The sequence below is a fragment of the Pseudanabaena sp. BC1403 genome (genome assembly GCF_002914585.1).
Taxonomy (GTDB): domain Bacteria; phylum Cyanobacteriota; class Cyanobacteriia; order Pseudanabaenales; family Pseudanabaenaceae; genus Pseudanabaena.
In genome coordinates this window covers 96,468-115,024 of record NZ_PDDM01000007.1, presented here as the reverse complement: position 1 = coordinate 115,024, position 18,557 = coordinate 96,468, and the positions used below count along the sequence as shown (strand labels likewise).

At 42.2% G+C, this 18,557-nt stretch carries 16 protein-coding genes and 1 tRNA gene; 8 read left to right on the top strand and 9 right to left on the bottom strand.

All coding sequences use genetic code 11. The features are described from left to right. The first annotated feature begins 172 nt into the window (after positions 1-172). Positions 173-2,875 carry a DNA gyrase subunit A gene (gene gyrA / locus CQ839_RS08670; protein ID WP_219817750.1) on the top strand — a complete coding sequence of 901 codons (2,703 nt, stop codon included), beginning with the start codon at positions 173-175 and terminating at the stop codon, positions 2,873-2,875. A 280-nt stretch (positions 2,876-3,155) separates the two neighbouring features. Here the strand turns inward: gyrA and CQ839_RS08665 are convergent, their stop codons facing one another. Next, a complete protein-coding gene (locus CQ839_RS08665) occupies positions 3,156-4,499 on the bottom strand; it encodes a cytochrome P450 (RefSeq protein ID WP_258040670.1) in 1,344 nt (447 codons plus the stop codon). 71 nt (positions 4,500-4,570) lie between these two features. Continuing rightward, the gene (gene menE, locus CQ839_RS08660; RefSeq protein WP_103667877.1) at positions 4,571-6,064 is read right to left on the bottom strand and encodes an o-succinylbenzoate--CoA ligase; all 1,494 of its coding nucleotides are present in this window, start codon (positions 6,062-6,064) and stop codon (positions 4,571-4,573) included. Positions 6,065-6,146: 82 nt separating this feature from the next. Here menE and CQ839_RS08655 point away from each other — a divergent pair, with 82 nt between their 5' ends. Beyond that, positions 6,147-6,515 (top strand): phasin family protein, encoded by a 369-nt coding sequence (locus CQ839_RS08655; protein WP_103667876.1) that lies wholly within the window; start codon positions 6,147-6,149, stop codon positions 6,513-6,515. A gap of 31 nt (positions 6,516-6,546) precedes the next feature. On the opposite strand, the gene CQ839_RS08650 is transcribed toward CQ839_RS08655, so the two are convergent. Next, entirely contained in the window at positions 6,547-8,232 is a 1,686-nt protein-coding gene (locus tag CQ839_RS08650) for an alpha/beta hydrolase (RefSeq protein WP_103667875.1), read from the bottom strand. A gap of 353 nt (positions 8,233-8,585) precedes the next feature. On the opposite strand from CQ839_RS08650, the gene CQ839_RS08640 reads away from it, so the two are divergent. Then, positions 8,586-8,657: transfer RNA gene (locus CQ839_RS08640), tRNA-Thr, on the top strand. 44 nt (positions 8,658-8,701) lie between these two features. Here CQ839_RS08640 and CQ839_RS08635 read toward each other — a convergent pair. Next, entirely contained in the window at positions 8,702-9,160 is a 459-nt protein-coding gene (locus CQ839_RS08635; RefSeq protein ID WP_103667873.1) for a single-stranded DNA-binding protein, read from the bottom strand. A gap of 307 nt (positions 9,161-9,467) precedes the next feature. Between CQ839_RS08635 and CQ839_RS08630 the strand changes: the two genes are divergently transcribed. Then, positions 9,468-10,049, top strand: a complete 582-nt coding sequence (locus CQ839_RS08630; RefSeq protein WP_103667872.1) for a hypothetical protein — start codon at positions 9,468-9,470, stop codon at positions 10,047-10,049. A 54-nt stretch (positions 10,050-10,103) separates the two neighbouring features. Beyond that, positions 10,104-11,120 carry a zinc-dependent alcohol dehydrogenase family protein gene (locus tag CQ839_RS08625; protein ID WP_103667871.1) on the top strand — a complete coding sequence of 339 codons (1,017 nt, stop codon included), beginning with the start codon at positions 10,104-10,106 and terminating at the stop codon, positions 11,118-11,120. Between the two features lie 58 nt (positions 11,121-11,178). On the opposite strand, the gene CQ839_RS08620 is transcribed toward CQ839_RS08625, so the two are convergent. The 5 genes from CQ839_RS08620 to CQ839_RS08600 form a co-directional block, all read right to left on the bottom strand. Then, on the bottom strand, positions 11,179-11,862 hold the full coding sequence (locus CQ839_RS08620) for a Crp/Fnr family transcriptional regulator (protein WP_103667870.1): 684 nt from the start codon (positions 11,860-11,862) through the stop codon (positions 11,179-11,181). Between the two features lie 66 nt (positions 11,863-11,928). Beyond that, positions 11,929-12,705, bottom strand: a complete 777-nt coding sequence (fabI, locus tag CQ839_RS08615; protein WP_103667947.1) for an enoyl-ACP reductase FabI — start codon at positions 12,703-12,705, stop codon at positions 11,929-11,931. A 69-nt stretch (positions 12,706-12,774) separates the two neighbouring features. Next, positions 12,775-13,059 carry a YggT family protein gene (locus tag CQ839_RS08610; protein ID WP_219817749.1) on the bottom strand — a complete coding sequence of 95 codons (285 nt, stop codon included), beginning with the start codon at positions 13,057-13,059 and terminating at the stop codon, positions 12,775-12,777. Positions 13,060-13,143: 84 nt separating this feature from the next. Continuing rightward, positions 13,144-13,461 (bottom strand): hypothetical protein, encoded by a 318-nt coding sequence (locus CQ839_RS08605; protein WP_181016147.1) that lies wholly within the window; start codon positions 13,459-13,461, stop codon positions 13,144-13,146. Between the two features lie 288 nt (positions 13,462-13,749). Continuing rightward, positions 13,750-14,679, bottom strand: coding sequence for a DUF928 domain-containing protein (locus CQ839_RS08600; protein ID WP_103667869.1), 930 nt, complete (start codon positions 14,677-14,679; stop codon positions 13,750-13,752). 1,673 nt (positions 14,680-16,352) lie between these two features. Between CQ839_RS08600 and CQ839_RS08595 the strand changes: the two genes are divergently transcribed. The 3 genes from CQ839_RS08595 (at position 16,353) to CQ839_RS08585 (ending at position 18,531) form a co-directional block, all read left to right on the top strand. Beyond that, complete coding sequence (locus CQ839_RS08595) at positions 16,353-17,363, top strand: RNA polymerase sigma factor, RpoD/SigA family (protein WP_103667868.1); 1,011 nt, start codon at positions 16,353-16,355, stop codon at positions 17,361-17,363. Between the two features lie 342 nt (positions 17,364-17,705). Beyond that, the gene (locus tag CQ839_RS08590) at positions 17,706-18,056 is read left to right on the top strand and encodes an NAD(P)H-quinone oxidoreductase subunit M (protein WP_103667867.1); all 351 of its coding nucleotides are present in this window, start codon (positions 17,706-17,708) and stop codon (positions 18,054-18,056) included. Between the two features lie 64 nt (positions 18,057-18,120). Next, positions 18,121-18,531, top strand: a complete 411-nt coding sequence (locus CQ839_RS08585) for a DUF2996 domain-containing protein (protein WP_103667866.1) — start codon at positions 18,121-18,123, stop codon at positions 18,529-18,531. The last annotated feature ends 26 nt before the right edge of the window (positions 18,532-18,557 follow it).

Sequence of the window (18,557 nt, the reverse complement as noted above, 5' to 3'; positions counted from 1 at the left end):
AAAATACCTCTCCGAAACACCTATTGAGTCTCGATTTATTGGCATAGTACTGCGTGCTAAATCCCTTTGTAAACCCGCAAAGCCTTATAATAGTAGAGACACTTAGTAAGAATTGCCTATATCACACGGGGCAAGCACTACCAAGCAATGCAAGGAGAATTTGAGTAGCCGTATGACTGATATCTTAGAAGATCGGATTATTCCAACAGATCTGCGTGGCGAAATGTCGCGATCATATCTGGAATATGCCATGAGCGTGATCGTCGGTCGCGCCTTGCCCGATGCCCGTGATGGACTCAAACCTGTACATCGCCGCATTCTCTTCGCGATGCACGAGCTGGGCATGACCGCCGATCGCCCGTTTCGGAAATGCGCCCGTGTGGTCGGTGACGTAATTGGTAAATATCACCCCCACGGTGACACCGCCGTGTATGAAGCACTGGTGCGGATGGCGCAGGACTTTTCGATGCGCGATCGCATGGTCGATGGACATGGTAACTTTGGCTCGGTCGATAACGATCCCGCCGCCGCAATGCGATATACCGAATGTCGGCTGACCCGCATCTCTCAATTCGGGTTAATTCAGGATATCGATCGCGATACGGTTAACTTTGGTGATAACTATGATGGCTCACAGCAAGAGCCTTTGGTATTACCCGCTCGGATTCCTCAATTATTGCTGAATGGCTCTTCAGGCATTGCCGTGGGGATGGCGACAAATATTCCGCCGCACAATTTGGGCGAGTTGGTCGATGGCTTAGTCGCTCTGATTGCTGATCCAATGCTGACGGATTTGGAATTGATGCAATATATTCCAGGCCCTGACTTCCCCACAGGCGCGTTGATTTTAGGAACTGATGGTGCTCGTGAAACCTATACGACTGGGCGCGGCTCCGTGACTATGCGAGCAGTGGCTAGCTTTGAGACAATTTCGGCTTCTGGACGACAAGATCGTGAGGCAATTATTATCACGGAAATGCCTTACCAAACCAATAAGGCGGCGCTGATCGAACGTATCGCGGAAATGGTCAATGAGAAGAAAATTGATGGCATTTCTGATATTCGCGATGAAAGCGATCGCGATGGTATGCGTTTAGTAATCGAGCTGAAGCGCGATGCCTATCCAAAAGTGGTATTAAATAATCTCTACAAATCTACCCCTCTGCAATCGAACTTCAGTTGCAATATGTTGGCATTGGTAGATGGCGAACCAATTACTCTAACGCTTCGCAACGCTCTGCAAGTATTCCTCGATTTCCGTTATGAAGTAATTACGCGCCGTACACAGTATGAACTGCGTAAAGCCGAAGAACGCGATCATTTATTGCAAGGTCTATTAATTGCGCTCAACCATCTGGATGCAGTAATTGCCCTGATTCGTGGAGCTGATGACAGTAGTTCTGCGAAGTTGGGATTGATAGAAAGTTATGGACTTTCAGAAGCTCAAGCTGACGCAATTCTGGCGATGCAGTTGCGTCGCTTGACAGCTCAAGATGCCGATAAGATTCATGACGAGCATGATCAATTAGTCGCTAAAATTGCCGATCTGCAACATATTCTTGCCAATCGCGATCGCATTCTCACGATTACCCGTGAAGAATTAGAAGCAATCAAACTCGAATTTACGACACCTCGCCGCTCACGCATTTTGCCCAATGAAGGCGATATCGATACTGCCGACTTGATTGCCAATCGCGAAACAATCGTGATGGTGACGGAGCAAGGCTATGTGAAACGGATGCCTGTGGATACTTTCACGGCTCAACATCGTGCCACACGCGGTAAAGCTAGCGCCAACGTCAAGGATGATGATGCGATCGCGCATTTCTTTGCATGTCGTAGTCATGACAAAGTTCTATTCTTTACAGATCGCGGTAAGGTCTATGGAGTAAAGGCTTACGAGGTTCCAGAATCTGGTCGTGCCGCCCGTGGTACTGCTGTCGTGCAGCTATTACCGATCGCTGCGGATGAAAAAATCACTACGGTTTTACCGATCAGCGAGTTTTGTGAAGATGAATATCTGGTCATGCTTACAGCTGGCGGCTATATCAAAAAAACCAAGCTTCCTGCCTTCGCGAATATTCGCTCCAATGGTTTAATTGCGATCGCTCTTGAAGAAGGTGATTTACTGCGCTGGGTCAGACGTGCCAAAGCCGATAATACAATTATCGTTGGCTCGCGCCAAGGGATGTCGATCCGCTTCCGTACTGATCATGAGCAATTACGTCCGATGGGACGTGATACTCGCGGCGTGCGATCGATGCGACTTACAGGCGATGACTTGATCGTGAGTATGGATATTATTCCTGCGGGTCTTGCAGAAATCGAAGCTGAAGATTCTGAGGAAGAAATTGATATCACTGTAACTGCTACTGAAACAGTCAGTGAAGATGAAAATCTGGAAACTGAGGCTGAAACTGGAAACGAAAAAGCCCAAGGGCCTTGGGTACTAGTCGTAACTAGAGGTGGCTATGGTAAGCGTGTTCCTGTCAATCAATTCCGTATTCAAAAACGAGCTGGTAAAGGTTTGCGTGTCACCAAATTCAAGTCTGGACAAGATCAACTGGCTTCACTCTGTTTAGTTGATGAACAGAACGAACTAATGATCGTCACCAGTCGCGGTATCGTCATGCGTCAATCTACCGATGCGATCGCTTGTCAGTCTCGTACGGCAAGAGGTGTGCGTCTACAAAGATTGGATGCATCCGATGCGATCGTTGGTGCAACTCTAGTTCCTCCTGCTTTGGAAGAGGAACTAGAAGAAGTGGAAATCCAAAGTGGTGATGTAGCGGTAACTGCTGTTGAAATTATTGTCGAAACAACAGAAGCCGAAGAGTCAGAAGCCGAAGAATTAGACGGAGATACTGAAGTCTAAGAAAAGCATTGTAGGGGCGGGTTTAGTAGACAATTCTGTTTTTTGCACAGGAACATATCTGCAAAACCCGCCCCTACAAATCTCGTGCTCTTGGTGGTCAATATTTTTTGTCCAGATTGCCTACTGATACCAAGACACAAAATGGCTACGCATTTTGTGTCTTTAAAACCCTTACAGGGTTTGGTTTTTAATTCACAGAAGTGTTGCCACACTTTTGTGAATTATTATGAATATAGGCTACAAAAGAAAAGGTGGCGCTAATCGCCACCTTTTCTTTTAATTATGTTAAGGGTTGAAACTTTACTCTTAGCCCATCCTTTGGTCGAAGAGTGGGAATTGGGAACGGCTCTAGATTTTGGGAAGGTAAAATTTCCCATTGATAATTGCGTAATAGATGCGCAGCAATAATTTTCATTTCTAGTTTGGCAAATGCAATCCCAATACAAATCCTTGCCCCTCCGCCAAACCCAATCAGACTAAAGGGTTTCTGTTTATGTTCTTGGCGATCGCTACTAAAGCGATCAGGATCAAACTTATCAGGATTGGGATAGATATCTGTTTGTTTATGGGTAATCATAATTGAATAGAGAGCTAGCCAACCTTTAGGAACATGGTAGCCATTAAACTCGAAAGGCTTAACCACTCCCCGAAATCCGCCACCAACAGGCGGACGTAGGCGCTCAATCTCTTGAAAAATTTGATCGAGATAAGGCATTTGTCCGATTTGTTCTAGACTTAACTTACCTGTTTCCGCTAGTAACTTTTGCTCTTGTCGAGCACGTTCCAAAACTTGGGGATGACGACCTAATTCTAAACAAAACCAAGTTAACATCGATGTGGTGGTTTCATGTCCAGCAAATAACATCAGCATCGCTTGTGCCTTCAATTCTTCCAGACTAAAGCGACCACCATCCTCATCTTGCGCCTGAACCAACATACTCAGCACGTCATTAGTGGGATTTTGTTGACGTTCCTGCACAACTTGAGTGAGATGTTGTAATAGAAGATCGCGTGCTTTAAGCGCTTTACCCAAGGTGGTAAAAGGCAAGTCAAAGGGCGCGATCGCAAATAGACCATTGGTTAAGGTCGTAAATAATTTACTCAATCTCTCTACATCATCACCAGCATTTGCTCCAATCAAAAGTTGACTAGCAATCTCAAAGGTCAGTTTTTTGAATTCATCAAACCAATTAAACTCCCCCTTTTGTGTCCATTTAGCCAAATATCGCTGTGTGATTTCTTCCATCGTCGAGAAATAGCCAGTTAAAGCCTGTCCATGAAAGGCGGGCATCATCAGTCGGCGATTGCGGCGATGTTCTTCACCGTCTTGCAAGAATAGCGATTCTCCTAGCAGCATCTTGAAATTATCTGGCCAGCCCTCTTTCCACGAGAAGTATTCCATATGACTAGACAGCACAAATTCCGCAGCTTCAGAGCCAATCATAAATACTGTCGGTCTACCAAGCAAGCTAGTTTTGGAGATTGCTCCGTACTTGGCATATTGTTTCTCCGCAAATTTGCGATCGAAGAGAAACTGCAAGGTTTGTCCAAGGATCGGTAATCCCAACTCCCCAGGCGGAAGATTCATCGATTGCGAATTAGAGTTTTCAGAATCTTGATTCATGGTGCTAAAGAGAAAAATACTTTTGCTATTTTCATTGGATATTGTAGCGCGATCGCTATAATTCTCAGGTTTTATACGGACTCTAGGCGATCGCGGATTTCTTGACGCAACAATTTGCCAGAAGCAGTTTTGGGGAGAGATTCCCAAATATAGATAGACTTGGGTAATTTGTATCGCGCCAAGGATTTTTGCTCGCAAAAATCCCTAATTTCTTCTAGTGACAATTGAATATCAGTCACGATTGCGGCAGTAACTATTTCGCCCCATTCGCGATCGCTTATGCCTACAATGCAAGCCTCTACGATCGCAGGATGTTCTAGTAAAATTGCCTCAATTTCCGTCGGATAAATATTTTCACCACCACTAATAATCAAATCAGAACGACGACTGACGACATAGAGATAACCTTCGCGATCGAGATAACCTAAATCACCTGTATGTAACCAACCATCTTGAATAGTATTATTTTCAGGTTGATTGAGATAACCATTCATCACACTTGCACCTTGAACGAGAATTTGCCCGATCGCACCAACATCAAGATCTTGCTGATTATCATCGACAATTCGCAGTCGATTGCCAAAAAGTGGCAACCCCGATGAACCTCTCTTAGTAGCCACTTCATAGGGTGAAAGTGTAGTTATTTGTGAGGCAGTTTCAGTCATGCCATAGGTCGGGCTTATCAGTAAATTTAACTGCCGACATTGCTCAATTAGTTCTGAACTCGCTGGTGCGCCGCCCAATAAAATCGCACGTAATTTCTGAAGATTTTGCCATTGGGGATGTGCCAACAAACGTCTCAGCATCGTTGGTACTAGGGAAATGATTGTCACTTTCTCAATGGCGATCGCATCTAAAACTTCCTGTTCATCAAACTTCGGCAAAAGCGTAATTGCCGTACCATTAATCACACTTCGCCACGCGATCGCTAATCCACCGACATGGAACAATGGCATACAGAGCAGCCAGTTATCATTTGGCTCTATACCTAAATTTAAAGCCGATGCGATCGCGCTATGGAAATGATTGTTATAAGTTAATGGAACTGCCTTGGGCTTACCTGTTGTTCCCGATGTATAGAAAATACCCTGTGTATTTTCCAGATTTAGACTTTCGCTGCAAGGTTTACAGCCATTTAATTGAAAATTTAGCAGAGAAAAACTAGATATTTCAGAAATGATTAAATGATCGATTTGTTTATCCAGATTGTTTACAGTTGATTTAGTAAGCTCATCACAAAGCAAATATTTAGCTTGACTATCTTCTATCTGCCAACGCAATTCTTCAGTAGTGAGGCGAATATTGAGAAAAACTGCTATGGCTTCACACTTGACTAAAGCATGAACAATCATGATATATCGCGGATGATTGGTAAGTAACAATCCAATGCGATCGCCTGCTTTGATTCCCAATGCTTCTAAATAATCTACCCATTGATTAACATCAGCTTCTAATTGTGAGTATGTCCAATGTTCTGATTCGCTATTAATACCTGATTTAAATATCAGTGCGATCGCATCCTTTTTTTGCACCGCTCGTTGTGACAGCCAGTTGGAAAATTTCATAATATCGAGATATGATAGTCATTGTGAGCAGTGCAAAGTACTACCCACAACGACTATCATAAAATTTTATGGAGTAATATCAATGAATCCATTTGGTGGCATTGTTCAAAAAGCATTTTATCTAGGTCTAGGCTTGGCGACTGTCGCAGGTGAAAAAGCAGGCGAAACCATTGGTGAACTGAGAAATCAAGCTAGTAAACTAGCTGATGACTTAGTCGAACGCGGCGAAATGACAACCGAAGAAGCGAAAAAGTTTGTCGATGACCTAGTACGTAATTCTCAAAAACCAATCAGTGAGAGTGCTCCAAATCCTAGTAGCAAAGATGCCCCACGCACGATCTCAATTGATGATGAGGAAGATGGTGATTCTAATCAAACTGTAAGTGATGTAGATTCTCTCAAAAGCAAAGTTCAAGCTTTACAAGATGAACTCAAACGACTACAGAAATAAAAAGAGAAGTAGTGCTGAAAAGCGCTATTTCTTATGGAGAATCTCTTAGTGATTGCAGCAGTTGAGCTTCTGAGAAATTGGTAGTCAATGAAGCTGGGAATCGAGGAGATGAGATCGCCTGTACATAAGCATTATTGAGATAAGCTCCAAATTCAGTGCGGTTATTGAGATGAGTTTGAAAAAAAGCTAAGCTTAACGCCTTTGTGTAGGGATGTGTAAATTCAGGCTTTTCTCCTAATATTGTTGTTGGAACTACCAATACACCACGATCGCTTCTTTCTAGAAAAGAAAAATGCGTTCCTTTGGGGAAAGTTACTAAATATTTGTTTGGACTAGTTAACCAAACAAATGGAAAAAACTGTTCAGGAACCGCAGGCGTAAATAAGTCATCTCCACTAGCAAAAATTGCTACAGGAATCTTGATATTTTGAATTCCTTCTTTACCCAGTAGCGTACTACCACCGAGTGGATTAAGGGCTAACACTGCTTTCACTCGGCGATCGCTAAGATTAATATTATTTACATCTAATGAACTAAAGCGACATTGTAGAACCTTAGACACATTAAAAGAAGAGACATTGGGTTCGGGAATGCTGCATTCTTTATTAATTTGATTGAAGTTAAGTTGAGCGCCTGCCAAGGTGAAAACTGTATAACCGCCTAGGGAATGCCCAATTAAGCCTACTTGCTCTGGATTGAAGCGATCGCGCCATTGGGGATCAGTTTTAACCTTTTGCGCTAATGCATCTAGTAAATATTTCACATCATAGGGGCGTTGCACTGCTTCTTCAGTCTGGGGTGCTCTGCTCAAGCCAGATAGGAACGCCGCAAAGTCACGACTACCTGTTTTAGGATGCTCTAAGGCAGCCACAGCAAATCCATGAGAAGCAAGGTGTTGAGATAAGTATTGCAAAGTGTCAGGATTAGAAGCTAATCCATGGGAAATCACAATTAGCGGTGCAGGAGTTGCCAATCCTTGAGGGATATATATATCTGCCGATATTTTGACATTGCGATCTGGTTGCAGATAGGTAAATTGCTCTTTTGTCCATTTTACATCCCCTGCAACTCGTAGCTCTTTTTGAGAATTTACTAGAGCTTTATTCTCATTCTGATTATTCTGAGATTCTGCGATCGCTTGCTTTTCGATGGCGGCGATCGCTTGTTCCTTCTTATAGAGCAATTGTGAAACTTCTGCATAAGCCTGAAGTCCACGAGGCAAATCTAAATAGATAACTGGGACGGGATATTGCCGCAATAGATTGAGAACGCTGAGCCCCTCCTTACTTTGTGCAGAGAGAATCAACGATGCTCGCAATGCTGAGAAACCATTTAGCTCTGGAGTTATCTGCAAAATCCTACCTAAGCGACGCACTAAAATCTCGCCAACGGGAGAATAGGAAAACTGAGCTGCTGTAATATGACTGAGGCTGAAGCGAGTAGTTAAGGCTTCGCGAAGTTGAGTTTGTTGTTGAGGCGATAATCTTTCTAGATAGAACTCTAAGCGCTTGGTTAGTTTCCCTTCTTTCGCAAATTTTTCTAAATCACTAACATAGATTGTAAATTCACCAAAAGGGGCATACCAAAAGCGAATTTGTTCAGCGCTATGGACTGGTGCTGGATTAGCAAAAATATTGCTAATGGCGATCGCTATCCCAAAGACTAGGGATGCAATCAAAGCTCTGCGATCGGGCAACTTTAGTCGTAAACTACCCATAACAATTCCCTTAACTATGAATATTTATAAAATTATCTGTTGCTAAGGATAAGCGTTGCTTCGTGGCGCTTATCCTTAGCAACAGCAATTCTCATTTAAAAATTGGCTTCACAATGAGAATTGCTGCCCTAGCACAGCCGTTCTCATTATAGAAATCAGTTGTTTGAAAGACCGCCAGCGGCGGTCTTTCAAACAACTGATTTTGGTGTTTCCAGCGCCGAAGGCGCTGGAAACACCAAAATCGGTATCATAATGAGAATTGCTGATCTTAGCACTACCGAATTATATAAAGTGTGCGATGATGATATAATAGCAATCGCAAAAAATTTGTATTTGACCAGCTTAGCTAACTTGCCGATGTAGCACAGGGGTAGTGCAGCTGATTCGTAATCAGCAGGCCGTGAGTTCAAATCTCATCATCGGCTTAATATTAAAACAAGAGAGAGCGCAAAGCGCTCTCTCTTGTTCTTTAGAATGGAATATCATCATAATCAGGCGCATCTGCTGCGGGTGCTGCTACAGGCACATATGTTGACATTGGGACAACGTTAGCAGCAGGAGTAGGGTTATTAGCGATTCTTTCTGTGCGTGCAGGTGGAGCAGAAGTATTGTTAGCCGTATTGCCACCAACTCCAAAACTGTGGACACGCTGAGCAATCAGTTCTGTCCGCTTTTCTTTGTAAGTGCCGCGATCAACCGTATCTAGACGCAACCGACCTTCAACGACAACTTGATCGCCTTTATGATATTTCTCAACCATCTCATCTGCCAAACTATTCCAGCCTACAACCTTAATTCGATAAGGTGCATCTTCAGCGCGGCCACCTGCAAACTGGACAAGAAATGAAGCGATCGAGCTTTGATTATCAGGAGTGCGGCGTAGTTCTGGATCGGTCAGCACTTCTGCCATTAGGACAATAGAGTTCATAGGTTTGTATCAAAGCTTATGGCTTATTTTTATTAATCATCATAATATCGCGATCGCTAAAGATCGCCAATTAAATAAAAAACAAAACTATTGTGGAGGGCAAAGCCTGCCACAATAGTTTTGTTTTTTGAATGGCACAAGTTATTTAATTTGCGTAATTTGAGATCATCCAAAATTCAGTTCAAAAACAACAAAAAGCTAGGTGCGTTATTTCAGACAAAATCTTGAGTGCAATATTCTACATCAGCATGTATACTTTTGCTGATTATCAAGCTGCTATGCTGCCATTAGGATTAGTCACGCACATATGCTGACCGTCAATGCAATCATCATCAGTACTATCATTCTCGATGTTGGGATTCAGTCCGTGATTATCGACAGAATATTTCGAGCAAAACAAGGTAATAGGCGGCGGGAAGAAGTGGAAGAAGAAAACCTTACTCGCTACGAGTCCAACACATCTAGCGATCAGCCTAAGGGCTGGGAATTTAAAATCTTGCGTACTAGTAGCGGTGGTTTTCGCGGGCGCAAGATATTGAACAAAGTCTGTGCTGAAGAGTCACAAGCAGGCTGGATTTTATTAGAAAAGCTGGACGATCATCGCTTACGGTTTCGTCGTCCTATTACTGCTCGCGATCGCGATAATCAGTGCAAAATCGATCCCTATCGCACCCGTTATGGCATCGCTGAGAGTGTGGAAACTTGGACGACAATCATTGTGTTATTAGCGATCATGAGCGGCGCAGCAGTTTTAGGTTTTACAGCATTAAATCGATATTTTGGTGATTGGCAAACACACTCTGTACAGAATGCTCCCCGTTCTGGTGACAATAACACCATGCGCCAGCCACCTAGTCCTAGCGCCAAACCAACTCCTCCCCCACAATAAACCCAGATGAGAGGTGGCACTTCGCGCCACCTCTCATCTTTTAGTGAGAAACCCATGAAAGCAATTTTGATGACCGCAGCAGGCGATCCCAATGTGCTGCAACTTGCCGATCTTCAAGAACCAACTATTCAAGCTCCGACTGAGATTTTGGTACGCCTCAAAGCAGCAGGCATTAATCCCATTGACATAAAACTGCGTAGCCGAGGCACATTTCAGCCCGAACGCTTACCATCGATTCTCGGTTGTGATGGTGCAGGAATCGTAGAAGCGATCGGCTCAGAGGTCACTAAGTTTAAAGTAGGCGATCAGGTTTATTTTTGTAACGGGGGGCTAGGCTCTCATCAAGGTAACTATGCCGAGCTAACCACGATAGACGAAAAATTCGCCACCCATAAACCTAAATCTCTCAGTTTTGAAGAAGCTGCTGCTGCTCCCCTTGTGTTAATTACTGCGTGGGAAGCCCTATACGATCGCGGCACTTTACAAAATACTTTACAATCAGCGTCAACCAGTAACAATGTCTTAATTCATGCAGGAGCTGGCGGTGTCGGTCATGTAGCAATTCAGTTAGCTAAGCTCAGGAACGCAAAGGTCTGCACGACAGTTGGCTCCGAAGCTAAAGGACGATTTGTACGGGATTTGGGTGCAGATTTAGCGATCGCTTATAAGCAAACTAATTTTGTGGACGCTGCGATCGCGTGGACAAATGGAGAAGGCGTAGATCTCGGCTTTGATACTGTCGGAGGTAAACTGATTGAGCAGACTTTTCCCGCCGTTAAAATCTATGGTGATATTGTCTCCATTCTTGAGCCACCCGCTGATACAAGTTGGAAAGTCGCCCGTACCCGCAACTTGAGATTTAGCTTTGAACTGATGCTTACGCCAATGTTGCTCGGACAAGTCAATCTGCAAGCTCAACAAGCCAAAATCCTTAGTGAATGTGCAGATCTATTTGACTCAGGTAAGCTCAAAATCCATGTCAGCGAAGTATTTCAGCTTGCAGATGCGGCTAAAGCCCATGAATTATTAGAAACTGGATCAATGACAGGAAAAATTGTTCTGGCAATTTAAAATCAAAAGCATTAAAGGCGGCGCGAAGCGCCTCCTTTAATGCTTTTGATTTTGAGAACTAACGAAATGTCGCTAATTGCAACATTTGCTTTTCGTTGGCAATACTCATAACCTGACGTTTAGGATCAATTACAATCCACCCCTTTTCTTTCAGCTTGTCTAACACCTTGGTAGTGTCCTCAGGACTAACCTCTGAAAGATCAGCAATATCCTGCACAGGAATATTGAAAATATCAATCCCTGCATCAGTCTTACTGCCATAGGACTGTGCCAAACTAGTCAAAATAGTGGCAATTCGCACCGCCGCTACTTGTTGCCTTAACTGGATGCGCTGATTAGTTTTGCGTAAACGTCGCACCATCAACTGCAACATACGGTGATGCAACTGTGGATCTTTAAATAAAAACTGGATAAATTTTTGAGCAGGAACACTCAGAACACGCACTGGGGTAAAAGCAACAACATCCGTAGATCTTGGTGACTCGTCCAGAATCGCCATTTCTCCAAAAAAGTCACCATTACCAAGTATGGCGAGGGTTGTTGCATCCTGACTTCTCAAAAATCTAACTTTTAACCAGCCAGAAAGAATGAAATATACAGCATTGCCCCAAGCATCCTCCATTAACACGGCTCGTCCAGGGGGATAGTCACGTTCTACTGCTTCAGCGAGGAGCCACTCCAAAGTTTCGGCGCTAGCAGCATCGAATAATGGAAATAGCTCTTTGAAGATATCCGTTTGCATGGGAATTTTTTTAAAACTGATCTGGTGAGCAAGAGTTTTGGCGATCGCAAAAGTTAAAGATGTTTGTTAAGCACCCATCACTTCGTAACCAGCATCTACATAGATAATTTGCCCAGTTACGGCACTTGACAGATCGCTACCCAAGAAAGTTGCCACATTACCAACATCATCAGGGGTAACTAAGCGACGTAAAGGCGCTGTTTCTTCGTAATGGTGCAACATTTTATGGAAGTCTCCGATCGCCGCTGAAGCAAGGGTGCGAATTGGGCCTGCGGAAATTGCATTAATGCGAATATTATCGGGCCCCATATCTGAAGCGAGGTAACGCACATTCATTTCCAATGCTGCCTTGGCGATCCCCATCACATTATAGTTAGGGACAACTTTTGCCCCACCAATATAAGTTAGGGTAATCACGCTACCACCATCTTTTAGCAGTGGTCTTGCGGCACGACATAAATGGATAAGAGAGTAAGCACTCACATCAAGGGCAAGTTGAAAGCCTTCGCGGGAAATATCAGTAAAGTTTCCAGATAAATCTTCTTTGTTGGCAAATGCTAGACAATGCACCAAAATATCAATTTTCCCCCACTTTTCAGCAACCGAGGCAAACAGTGAATCTACTTGTGCATCATCCTGAACATTACAAGGCAACAAGAAATCTGGTGTCAAGGAATCGGTTAACTCAGCAACCTTGCCTTTGTTGCGATCGCGATCATCTGGTAAATAAGTTATACCAAGCTTAGCTCCAGCCTGATGTAATTTTTGGGCAATACCCCAAGCGATCGAACGATTGTTGGCAATCCCAGTCACAAGAGCAGTTTTCCCGCTCAAATCTAACAAACCCGTCATGTATATTTCCTAACGTGAACGCAGCGTAATTCGTAATTTGTAATTAGAAATAAGCTTACCTTAAAAGCCCATACTCGTGCTTGTAGCCAATGGAGCAAGAGCCCGTTGTAAAAAACTAAGCGCAAGGAATGCAAGCATAGGAGATATATCCATGCCTCCTAGAGGGGGAATAATCGAACGAAATATATTGAGATAAGGATCGGTAATCTGAGAAAGGGCAGCAAAGGGCTGGCTGAACCAATCAATGTTTGGGAACCAAGTCAGTAAGACCCGAATAAATAGCAAACCCAAATAGATCGTGATAAACGAGCTGACTGTACCTAGAATAATTGGAATGGCTGCCATAGTAGGTTGTGAGGTTATAGAACAATTAGAACAATTATAGATACCACTATTCTACTGAATACAGCAGAAATCAGGATTTTATCATCACTTATCATCAACGATCATATCTCGTAATGATTCCACTGATATTTGCTTGTTACCATTTTTTCCTTCAGCATTAGCCAATTCTTGACTAACTGAGTCGATCGCAGCGTTAAGTTGGGCGATTTTCTTTTCGAGATTACGACGTGCAAATTCATTAGGGGTTGGAGGCTGATCAATCAGGCGATCGCGATCAGATGGCTGATCCATCAAATTAGACTCTGGCTCACTGAGCTTAATCGCCACCAATGCACCAACTACGCCGCCCACAGCAGCCCCGAAGAGAAAACCTCCCCAAAAATTACCTGAATTATCTGCCATAGATTTGCCCTAACGTTCTCAACAAAATTGAATATTGCTTAAGCGTTACTTACTTAAACAGTTAGAATTTTGGCTCATCATATCATTTTGATTTACTTTGTAGGTATAGCAATCTTAAGTAGCCAGCAATTCTCACTATGAAACCGATTTTGGAGTTTACATCGCCTTCGGCGATGTAAACTCCAAAATCGGTTTTTTGAAAGCTAGACTGCATCTGGCTTTCAAAAAACTATTTGTACAGTGCTGAAACCGATACAGTCGGTTTTAAAAAAAGCAAAACTTAAAGGCTCATTTAGCCTCTAATTGTAATGACTTAGCAATTTTGATTTCATCTAAAGCGACCAGAAAGTTCGCAAATCTGATGGGAATAAATTCCTCAGAAATTATGATGTTTTTGTCATCAGTCTTTACATTTATAAAAGCTGGATTACTTGGCAAGCCTACTTTCAATAAATTAATGCGCTCATCATTAGCTACATTGTCCTTAGGATTCTTGGATATCCAACTGTTATAAGCATCGACCGCATCATACCAATATGCCTTTTTCGCAAAGATCCTTGCTTTTTCTAAATCATTTTTGGCAGAGGCTATCTCTTTGGCGACTACAGGATCTTCATCATGACGAATGAGCGCATTAACATCAATTTGTTGTGTGCCACTACTACCTTTGCCTTCCCAGCGAACTTGCCAACGCTGAACTTTCCCTTTTCTTAGCTGAGGGGCATTTTCGGGCAAAGTAAATTTATAAAGCCCTGCCCCTTTGGCTTTTCCTTCAGCCTTAAAGATAGATTTTGAAGCTCTTTCATTGCCATCACGCAAAAAGAAAGTCACTTTAAATGAGTCATCAACTTGAGGAACTGTTGTTGAAGTATCTAAGCCACTTGCCTTCACATCTTGAGGAGCAATGTACCAATAAAATGTCGGACGAGATACCAAGGTTCTTGCCCCATCACCAGGCACAAGAATTGTAACCTGAGGCAAAGAATCGACGCTTCTAGTTGCGCCTCCCGAACTTGCGGACTTTGGCAACCCTAATCCATATTGAGCAAAAGCAGAAGGCACAAAGATTGTTGAACCAGTGGCAGTGGCTATACAGATTGCGCTGATGGCGATCGCATTTTTGATGCTCATTGTAATTTGAGTCTTAGTTGAAGTCATGGTTGTAATCATCCCAGTTGTTCCTAGTTTGTTGTTACGAGCTTCAGCACTGCACAACATTACTTTACCAAAGTCTAAATTTTCTTATATATTTTAAGGTCGATAATTTAGACTAACAAGTTCCCTAAATACAAGGATTTTTGTATCTTCATCCGAACCCAAAAACAAGATTTTTTGCTGTAGCGTTTTGATCTCAACATCGAATCAATAATTTTTTAAAAAGTGTTGCTAAGCAGGATTTTTTAAAAAATTTGTGACTTTCTAGATATTAACCTGATTTTCTGAAGTGATACCAAAACACAAAGTGGTTATGCCACTTTGCGTTTTTAAAACCCTTACAGGGTTTGGTTTTTAATTCATAGAAGTGTTGCCACACTTTTGTGAATTGGTATGAACCCAAATTTAGGGCACTGGTTGCTAAAGAAGTGATAAATGGTTGTAAGGCTTATCCAGCAAGGATATATGGCGATTGACTGCAAAAACATGAAAAGCTTCATCAGAAATACTTTGAGCGACTCATCCCTCTTTAACAGTCCAGAGCCGAAATAAACCATCGGTAAATTTCATGATGTTAGCTTTAGGCAAAATGACTCATAAACAAATTGCATCAAATCAATTTCATGACATCAAAAAATTGGCTTGCTGCGACTGATTGTTGATGTTTGACTTCACCCTGATGAGTGATTGCATTTTGCAGCTTTTACATAACAATAAAGGTTAGAAAATTATGCGATCGCACAAATGAATCATTTGCGACAAAAAATCATAAGACCAATGACTAAAGTGTATTGATTATGCAGTTCATCTTTAATTTTTCTTAAGCAAAATTAAAGATGAATAAATGTGAGCGTAGGGAATAATTAATGCAAAGTTCATATTGTGGCAAATATTATTCCGACGATTTAGATTCAATAAACTTTAATTTATAGTAATCCTAAAATGGCTTTAGAGAGTTCACCTTAAATGGCGAGATATCTCAAGCTATTTAAATCTCATAAATGAATCTAGGATTTCTATAGTTAATTCTGAAAACATTGTGATCGGGAACCTCTAGTTTATTGCTCTCGTCCTATGTAACTTAGCAGTTAGTAAAACAGTTTCAGCAAACAACTTCAGCGATCATTTTTAAAGCTTGCGTACGGCTTCCTATTACACATTTTGCGCTTATCGATTAGGGCTTCAGCTTTTCTTTTATCTAAATTTTGAAATCCAAAAGAATCTCCTAAATAAATGTATTTGATGGACATTTACTAAATATAAATAAGCAGTTACTTCTGCAACTTTATTTATATTTGATTGTATTTATTTTTTAGATCAATGTTGTAGTTTCGTAGCTTTTTCTGATACTACAGTTTGCCAAGTGCATTGGTAACAGTGAGCAAGCATTCTGAAGATCATGAAAACTTCAAATAAATGAGTGTAAATACCTAGTCGAATTTCAGCCAAATCTTTAGAGAGATAGTGATAGCCGTCCTTTGACTTTTCTAGTTGATTTGTAATAATATGTTACTCAAGACGCAAGAGATAAAAAGGTTGATCATGTATTATACAAATCAACTTTGGATCAAATGACACATTAGTAGACCAACTTTATAAAACTTAAAGATTATGATTTTAAGCTATCAGGCTAGTAAATTTGGATTTTAAAGTTATTGGGTCTTCTTTAGTCTCAGACTTCTGGTCTTGGAGAAGCACTCTTAAAAAACGCTTAGTTTAAAAAAATGAGGAGCGATATGTCTGAAGAACCATTGACCCAACCCACACCAAAGACAGTGGATAGGCAAGCTAACAAGCAGGTCGGTCTGTCTGCTGACATGGTTCGTACATACTTGCATGAGATCGGGAAAATCCCTCTACTCAGTAATGAAGAGGAGATTATCTATGGAAAGCAAGTACAACAGATGATGGCGCTGTTTGAGGTACAAGAAAAGATCGCACAAAATAGCGATCGCCTGCCAACTGAGCAAGAGTGGGCTGAAGCTGCTGGTCTAGATCGGGAGATTTTGCATAGTCTTATTCGTGTTGGCACACGCGCTAAACGCAAAATGATTGAGGCAAACCTCCGTTTAGTCGTCTCTGTCGCGAAGAAATATCAAAAAAGAAACTTAGAGCTTTTAGACTTGGTGCAGGAAGGCACTCTAGGATTAGAGCGTGCGGTAGATAAGTTTGATCCAACCAAAGGATTTAAGTTCTCAACTTATGCCTATTGGTGGATTCGTCAAGCGATTACGAGAGCGATCGCTCAGCAAGCACGCACTATTCGCTTACCAGTTCACATCACTGAAAAGCTCAACAAAATCAAAAAAGCCCAGCGCCAACTTTCACAAGATCTTGGTCGAGTTGCCACGGTGGCTGAAATTGCCTATGAGCTAAACATAAAGACTGATCAAGTTCGAGAATGTTTATCTCTCTCTCGTCAGCCAATTTCCCTTGATTTACGCATTGGTGATAACCAAGATACCGAACTTGCTGAACTTTTAGAAGATACTGGACGCTCTCCTGATAACTATGTAGAAAGAGAATCTTTGCGTACGGATATCCAGAGCTTACTCAAGGAGTTACCCGAAAAGCAACGTCAAGTGATGATTTTGCGCTACGGGTTAGAGGATGGGCAAGAAATGTCGTTAGCTAGTATTAGCAAACGGATGGATCTTAGCCGCGAACAAGTAAGACAATTAGAACGTCAAGCGATGGATTATCTCCGCAAGCGTAAAGCCAGAATGCAAGAATATTTAGCTAGCTAAATCAAACAAACAGGAGGCGCAAAGCGCCTCCTGTTTGTTTGTATAGAGATCTTCATATAAAAAATCTGTTTCACAATTAGAATTGCTGAGGATATAGCTGTCGCACCCCAAATATGTACCGCCCACTTAGCGGGCGGTACATATTTGGGGTTTGTTTTTTTAATTTTGCTGAGTTACATAAAACCCAAAGAGTATGAGACGGCGCAAAGCACCGCCTCATACTCTTTGGGTTTTTATTAGGATTGATGTATACATATAGAGAAATTGTTTGGTTAGGAATCTCTAAAAATTTGCAATAATCTAAAGTTAGTTCTTCAATACTTACCCAAGTCACATATCTTTATGCCGCTCAAATCTACAACCCGTCATATTCAGATTTATGCTGCCATTGTTGAGGAGCAGAATGATGAGCTGATCGATAGCGAAAATACTTTGACTATAGATGTTGATCCTGACAATGAACTGAACTGGACAGATGGCGCTCTGCAAAAGGTTTATCGCAAGTTTGATGAGCTTGTAGCAGACTACAAAGGTGCTGATTTGACAGATTACAACTTGCGTCGCATTGGTTCGGATTTAGAGCATTTTGTGCGATCGCTATTGCAGCAAGGCGAAGTTACCTACAACCTCAATCATCGATCGCTTAACTACAGTATGGGACTACCCCAGATTGTCAATACAGAAGCCAAATAGAGAATAGACAACGCTGCGCGTTGTCTATTCTTGTTATAAAAAATTTAGAAATATCTCAAAAATTATGTCTGAAACCACTGCACCAACTTCTGAAGAGCCAAAGGCTAAACCTGCCGCAAAGCCCAAAGCCGAAAAGCCACCTGCGATCGAAGAGTTACCCTTTGACGAATTTATTAACAAGCATTATCTACCAGCCCTAACTAAAGCCTTTGGTAAGCAAGGCGTTGATGATTTGCAATTGGAGTTTGGCAACTCGCAAGTGCGTGGGATCTGGGCGCAAGGTTCACGCCAGTTTACAGTTTATTTTTCTAAGGCAGATCTCAATGCTCAGAAGGCTTTTTCTTGTGCTGATGCTGGGCGATCGCCTAGTACTATTGAGCCATTTTTGATCGATGAGCGCAAAGCACCTCTCGACTTACTCGTATTCGGTGTAATTCAACGGTTAAATGCCCAGAAGTGGCTAGCAGCTAATTAAACAAGAAAGGGCGCTTTGCGCCCTTT

Bases quoted from the DNA above. Each gene is read 5' to 3' on its own strand.
- gyrA (WP_219817750.1), top strand. From the start codon at position 173: ATGACTGATATCTTAGAAGATCGGATTATTCCAACAGATCTGCGTGGC.
- CQ839_RS08665 (WP_258040670.1), bottom strand. From the start codon at position 4,499: ATGAATCAAGATTCTGAAAACTCTAATTCGCAATCGATGAATCTTCCG.
- menE (WP_103667877.1), bottom strand. From the start codon at position 6,064: ATGAAATTTTCCAACTGGCTGTCACAACGAGCGGTGCAAAAAAAGGAT.
- CQ839_RS08655 (WP_103667876.1), top strand. From the start codon at position 6,147: ATGAATCCATTTGGTGGCATTGTTCAAAAAGCATTTTATCTAGGTCTA.
- CQ839_RS08650 (WP_103667875.1), bottom strand. From the start codon at position 8,232: ATGGGTAGTTTACGACTAAAGTTGCCCGATCGCAGAGCTTTGATTGCA.
- CQ839_RS08635 (WP_103667873.1), bottom strand. From the start codon at position 9,160: ATGAACTCTATTGTCCTAATGGCAGAAGTGCTGACCGATCCAGAACTA.
- CQ839_RS08630 (WP_103667872.1), top strand. From the start codon at position 9,468: ATGCTGACCGTCAATGCAATCATCATCAGTACTATCATTCTCGATGTT.
- CQ839_RS08625 (WP_103667871.1), top strand. From the start codon at position 10,104: ATGAAAGCAATTTTGATGACCGCAGCAGGCGATCCCAATGTGCTGCAA.
- CQ839_RS08620 (WP_103667870.1), bottom strand. From the start codon at position 11,862: ATGCAAACGGATATCTTCAAAGAGCTATTTCCATTATTCGATGCTGCT.
- CQ839_RS08610 (WP_219817749.1), bottom strand. From the start codon at position 13,059: ATGGCAGCCATTCCAATTATTCTAGGTACAGTCAGCTCGTTTATCACG.
- CQ839_RS08605 (WP_181016147.1), bottom strand. From the start codon at position 13,461: ATGGCAGATAATTCAGGTAATTTTTGGGGAGGTTTTCTCTTCGGGGCT.
- CQ839_RS08600 (WP_103667869.1), bottom strand. From the start codon at position 14,679: ATGTTGTGCAGTGCTGAAGCTCGTAACAACAAACTAGGAACAACTGGG.
- CQ839_RS08595 (WP_103667868.1), top strand. From the start codon at position 16,353: ATGTCTGAAGAACCATTGACCCAACCCACACCAAAGACAGTGGATAGG.
- CQ839_RS08590 (WP_103667867.1), top strand. From the start codon at position 17,706: ATGCCGCTCAAATCTACAACCCGTCATATTCAGATTTATGCTGCCATT.
- CQ839_RS08585 (WP_103667866.1), top strand. From the start codon at position 18,121: ATGTCTGAAACCACTGCACCAACTTCTGAAGAGCCAAAGGCTAAACCT.